Below are 2,414 nucleotides of genomic sequence, written 5' to 3'. Positions count from 1 at the left end.
GACAGGTCGCGCGCAAAGGCCAGACTCGTTCCCTGCGCCTCAATGCCGATACGGCCGCCACAGCCGCGCAGCAACCTGTAAATATCTTTGGCCGCGTAGCCGCCGTAAATAAAAACACGCTCCGCGTCCCACAGGCGAACGGCGGCGTCCAGATAGCGGGGATCTGTCGCCAGCCAGTCACGGCCGTCGGCGGTGATTACCAGCCGTCCGGCGCTTTCGTTGTACTGAGGGTCGTGCAGCTCAAAACCCGAAAGATAAAAACGGTTGGCTGCCTGGCTGACAAGCAGCGCGTCCAGACCGCGCCTGCGCATGGCCCGGCGAAGTTCTTCACGGCGGGCGGCATATATCTGCTTCATGAGTGTTCTCCTGTCGCCAGTGTAGCGTGTGCGCCCGTCCCTGAAAAGTTGAAAAATATCCGGCATCGGCAGATCCGCGCAACGCGCCGGAAACATCAGGCATGCCCTTTTGGGAACAAGCATTGCCGCCCTTTCAAAAGCCACATCAAAAAAGGTGGTTTAATTGTCCCGTTTACCGGGCCGCCCCCGGTTGACCAGTTGACCAAGTGCGCCTATAGTCAGCGCATGTCGCAACCAACTTCATGCGAGCTGAGTGTTCTGGACCTTGTGCCCTTTGGGCAAACCGGCAACGAAAGCCGCTTCTTCGCACTGCGCCTTACCCGCCCCGAATGGACCAAGTGGCGGCCGGGCCAGTTTGTCATGCTCCGTCCCCAGTCTTTCGGGCTTGAAATCCCCTGGGCACGGCCCCTTGGCATATGCCATATGACCGCCCGGCACATGATCTGTTTTTTTCAGGTTGTGGGCAAAGGCACAAAGCGTATGTCCGAACTGCGCCCCGGTGACAAGGTGCGCGCGTGGGGTCCCCTGGGCAACGGTTTCGTCACCGAGCCGGACACGCCCACGCTGCTGCTGGCCGGGGGCATGGGCATCGTGCCTTTCGTGGGCTATGTGAGCGAGCACCCCAAGCCTTGGAACGTCACCATGCTTTTCGGCCATCGCGAGTCCATAAGCTGCTATCCCGTGGACAGCATCAATGAGCATGTGCCGCTGGACAGCCTGCGCGAAACCGTACCCGGCGATCTGGACAATTTCATATTTTCCATACAGGAACGCATGACGGAATACGCCGAGCAAAAAGGCCTTGTCCTGGCCTGCGGCCCCACGCCCTTTATGCGCACCGTGCAAAAGTTTGCCGCCGAACTGGGCATACGCTGCCAACTCTCCCTAGAAAACCGCATGGCCTGCGGTGTGGGAGCCTGCCTTGGCTGCGTGGCCAAAACAACAGAAGCATGGCCCGTACCCGCCAAGCGCGGCAGCCAGGTGCAGGCATGCAATCACGGCCCTGTGTTCTGGTCGGATCAGATAGAACTGTAGCCCGCTGAACAGCACACGCACGGGACGGTGCAACGCGGATCTGCCCAGAGCTGCGGCGGCTTGTTGCCGAAACGCGCCCCTTTGCGGGCGTCAGCAGCCAAACGGACTTTGCCCCGGCGTTGCGGCGCAGCACAAATTTTCAAAAATCCGCGCAGAGCGGTTGCGTGCTTTCAGCTTCAGGCGGCGCACCTTTGAGAATGCCCCTTCTTGACGCCTGAAAACGCTCTTGCTCCGCACAGCTCCCAGGCGCTTCCACACTGGAAGATGCTGTTCTCTGCCGGGGCGCAGGTTCGCCGGAAAACAGCCCGTACAGACGGCTCGTTGCCCGAGCGTTCCCCCGCCATAAAGACAGCGGGCAGAAAAAATAGTGGAACACGCCCCGGCGGGCATAAAACACCTTGCCAGCCCCGCCCGGCGCATTACTTTGCGCCCCGGCGGGTCTGCGTGGTTACTGGAGAATGCGGTATGGACCTTTCCGTTACGCTGAACGGGCAAACACACGATCTGTCCCTCAAAAATCCCATACTTACGGCTTCCGGCACGTTTGGCTACGGTGTGGAATTCGCCAGCTACGGCGATCTTGCCAGCCTTGGCGGCATTGTGGTCAAGGGGCTTTCCCTTGAGCCGCGCGGGGGCAACCCCTGCCCACGCATCGTGGAGACCGTTTCCGGCATGCTCAATGCCGTTGGCCTGCAAAATGACGGTGTGGATGTTTTTTGCACACAAAAGCTCCCTCTGCTGCCCTGGCAGGAAACCGCCGTCATGGCAAATATTTATGCCTCGTCCGCCGAAGAATTCGGCCGCCTGGCCGCCCGCCTCAATGATGAGGAAGGCGTGACCGCCCTGGAAGTCAACGTGTCCTGCCCCAACGTGCGTGAAGGCGGCGTGGCCTTCGGCCAGGATCCGAGCATGATCGCCCAGGTCACGTCCATCGTGCGTCACGCGGCCCCCGGCAAGCACATCATGGTCAAGCTCTCGCACAACGTCACCGATATCACGGTCATGGCGCGCGCCGCGGAAGAC

General features: G+C 60.6%; 2 protein-coding genes and 1 pseudogene. 2 read left to right on the top strand and 1 reads right to left on the bottom strand.

The window, feature by feature from the left end:
* Positions 1-356: aminopeptidase P family N-terminal domain-containing protein (locus V6C07_RS06050; RefSeq protein WP_333535460.1), on the bottom strand; the 356-nt coding region annotated here is incomplete at its 3' end.
* A gap of 225 nt (positions 357-581) precedes the next feature.
* Here V6C07_RS06050 and V6C07_RS06045 point away from each other — a divergent pair.
* Together V6C07_RS06045 and V6C07_RS06040 are read left to right on the top strand one after the other, a co-directional pair.
* Entirely contained in the window at positions 582-1,391 is an 810-nt protein-coding gene (locus V6C07_RS06045; RefSeq protein WP_333535459.1) for an iron-sulfur cluster-binding protein, read from the top strand.
* A 465-nt stretch (positions 1,392-1,856) separates the two neighbouring features.
* A pseudogene (locus tag V6C07_RS06040) lies at positions 1,857-2,414 on the top strand (dihydroorotate dehydrogenase); the annotation flags it as partial.

This window comes from Desulfovibrio sp. 1214_IL3152, assembly GCF_036763055.1.
Taxonomy (GTDB): domain Bacteria; phylum Desulfobacterota; class Desulfovibrionia; order Desulfovibrionales; family Desulfovibrionaceae; genus Desulfovibrio.
The sequence above is the reverse complement of the archived record's forward strand: the minus strand, read 5'-3'. Positions and strand labels throughout refer to the sequence as shown.